This window comes from Streptomyces sp. NPDC033229 (genome assembly GCF_055576875.1).
The window spans coordinates 1-2,581 of record NZ_JBVIQR010000164.1 but is presented as its reverse complement, the minus strand read 5'-3'; the positions used below and the strand labels follow the sequence as shown (position 1 = coordinate 2,581).

The window sequence follows — 2,581 nt, the reverse complement described above, 5'->3', positions numbered from 1 at the left end:
CCCCCCCCCCCCCCCCCCCCCCCCCCCCCCCCCCCCCCCCCCCCCCCCCCCCCCCCCCCCCCCCCCCCCCCCCCCCCCCCCCCCCCCCCCCGCCGGTGCGCCTCACCACCCCGGTACCAGGACGCTCCCCTCTAGAGTCGGATGCCATGCAGAACTCCGCCCCGCCCGGTGCCCCCGCGCCCACCGATGTCACCACCCGGCTGATCTCCGACCCGCACGGCGCCAACGCCGAGCTGCGCGAGGCGGCTCCCGCCCACCGGATCACCGGCCACGACGGCCGGCCCGCCTGGCTGGTGACCCGCTACGACGACGTGCGCCGGGCCCTCGCCGACCCCCGGTTCTCGCTGGACAAGCGCAACGCCCTGCCCGGTAACTACAGCGGCTTCGCGCTGCCCCCGGCGCTGGACGCCAACCTGCTCAACATGGACCCGCCCGACCACACCCGGGTGCGCCGCCTGGTGGTGAAGGCGTTCACCACCGGCCGGGTCGACAAGCTCCGCGCGCCGGTGCGCGCGCTCGCCGGGGAACTCCTCGACGCCGTCGAGGCCGACGGGCGCGCGGATCTGCTCGCCGCCTACGCCGGCCCGCTGCCCATCACCGTCATCTGTGATCTGCTGGGCATCCCGAAGGAGGACCGGCACGACTTCCGGGCCTGGACCGACGCCCTGATCACCCCGGACCACGCTCGGCCGGAACTGGCCAAGCAGGCCGTCGGCAGCATGATGCGCTTCTTCGCCGGGCTCATCGCGAGCAAGCGCGCCGACCCCGCCGACGATCTGCTCTCCGACCTGATCGCGGCCCGGGACGAGGAGAGCGGTGCCGACGGGGATCGGCTCTCCGAGGACGAACTGACGTCCCTGGCGTTCCTCATCCTCTTCGCCGGCTACGAGAACACCGTCCATCTCATCGCCAACGCCGTCCTGGCCCTGCTCGACCATCCCGAACAGCTGCGCGAGCTACGAAAGAATCCGGACGGTCTCGGAAGGGCCGTGGAGGAGCTGGGACGCTGGGAAGGGCCCGCTCCGCTGGCGATCCGGCGCTTTCCGCTGGAGGACGTCGAAATCGGCGGGGTGGTCGTGCCGGCCGGTGAGACCGTGTTGCTCTCACTGGCCTCCGCCAACCGCGACCCCCGGCAATTCTCCGACCCCGACCGTCTTGACCTGCGACGGGACCGGTCCGGGCAGCTCACGCTGGGTCATGGAATCCACTACTGCCTGGGCGCGCCGCTGGCTCGGATGGAGACCGAGACCGCGCTGGCCGTGCTGCTGGAGCGCTTTCCGGGGCTTGCGCTCGATGTGCCGCGCGAGGAACTGAGGTGGCGTCCGACGGTTCGCGCGCGTGGCCTGATTTCGCTCCCCGTTCGCTGGTAATCGACAAGCCGAACAAGTTTTTGGTGCATAACCCATCCTTGATGAGGTAGAACTGTCCTCGAGCCCGCCCGGTGTGCATCCCCCGTCGCACCGGGCGGGCCTTCGACTTCCCGGGGGCCAATGCGGTATCGGAAGGGGCCCGGTACGGGACGAGCGCGGCACCGGGGCCGGCCTCAGCCGCCGCTCCCGTAGGGGAATTTGAGCAGGGCCACGGCCGCCAGCATCTGGATGCTCACCGCCGCCACCGCCTTGTGGGTGGGCAGATGGTGCTGGCCGCGGATCAGCAGCGCCGCGAGCGCGTAGCCGAAGGCCGAGGTGATCCAGGCGGCGGCCCGTACCGGGACGGTGTCACCCGCCAGCCAGGTGTCGAGGAGCAGCCGTGGCAGATCGGTCGCCCAGAACAGGACGACGAACAGCCCGACGGTCGGCCCGAACTTGCCGTTGCCGCCGAGGCGCCGCGCGATGGCGTGGGTGACGACCCCCAGCAGCAGGCTCGCGAAGAGCACCACGACCGCGGCGATGCCCATGGCCTCCAGTGCGAGCGTGCGGTCGACCTGCCACTGCCCCCAGAACGAGTCCTTGGCCAGCGTTCCGAGAGCTCCGCACAGCAGGCACAGAAACGCGGCAGCCCCCCAGACGCTCCGGTCCCGCGCCTCGTCGAGCACTTCGACGGGGCGGTACCAGAGCCCGAATATGAGGCGGTGCCAGTAGAGCTTGCGCCGTGGGGCGGTGGTGGACGGGGAAGCAGCGGTGGTCACAGGCATGGGTGCCGTTTTATCACCGTTCGGCCCGGCCGCCGGTGTCCAGGCGGCGGCCGGGCCGGACGGGGGAGCGGTGCGCGGGCCGGTGCGCGGGGGTCAGAGCGCCACCGGTGCCTTCGGGCCCGGGTCGCTGTCGGGGTCGGTGTCCGGGTCGGCGTCCCGTAGGTACTCCTCGTTGATCTCCCGTGGTCCGAACGGCCACACCTTCTCGTAGCGCGCCCACAGCACGAAGGCCGCACAGCCCGCCGCGACCCAGGCCAGCGACCATTCGATGGGGTGCCGGCCGGGGGAGTTCCGGTCCGCGTAGCCGTAGATCACCAGCCAGCCGACCAGCGCGACGATGCTCGGCAGCGGATAGAGCCACATGCGGTACGGGCGGCGCAGCGTCGGCTGGCGGCGGCGCAGCACGGTCACGGCGGCGATCTGGGCCAGTGCCTGCACGATCACCAT

2 protein-coding genes and 1 pseudogene are annotated in these 2,581 nt (G+C 72.2%); 1 reads left to right on the top strand and 2 read right to left on the bottom strand.

What is annotated here, in order from left to right; all coding sequences use genetic code 11:
* Positions 1-146 precede the first annotated feature (146 nt).
* Positions 147-1,370, top strand: coding sequence for a cytochrome P450 family protein (locus tag ACZ53N_RS37050; RefSeq protein WP_469145095.1), 1,224 nt, complete (start codon positions 147-149; stop codon positions 1,368-1,370).
* A gap of 173 nt (positions 1,371-1,543) precedes the next feature.
* On the opposite strand, the gene ACZ53N_RS37045 is transcribed toward ACZ53N_RS37050, so the two are convergent.
* Positions 1,544-2,134: a YIP1 family protein gene (locus ACZ53N_RS37045; RefSeq protein ID WP_469145094.1), complete on the bottom strand. Its 591-nt coding sequence runs from the start codon at positions 2,132-2,134 to the stop codon at positions 1,544-1,546.
* 93 nt (positions 2,135-2,227) lie between these two features.
* Positions 2,228-2,581, bottom strand: a pseudogene (locus ACZ53N_RS37040) (amino acid permease); the annotation flags it as partial.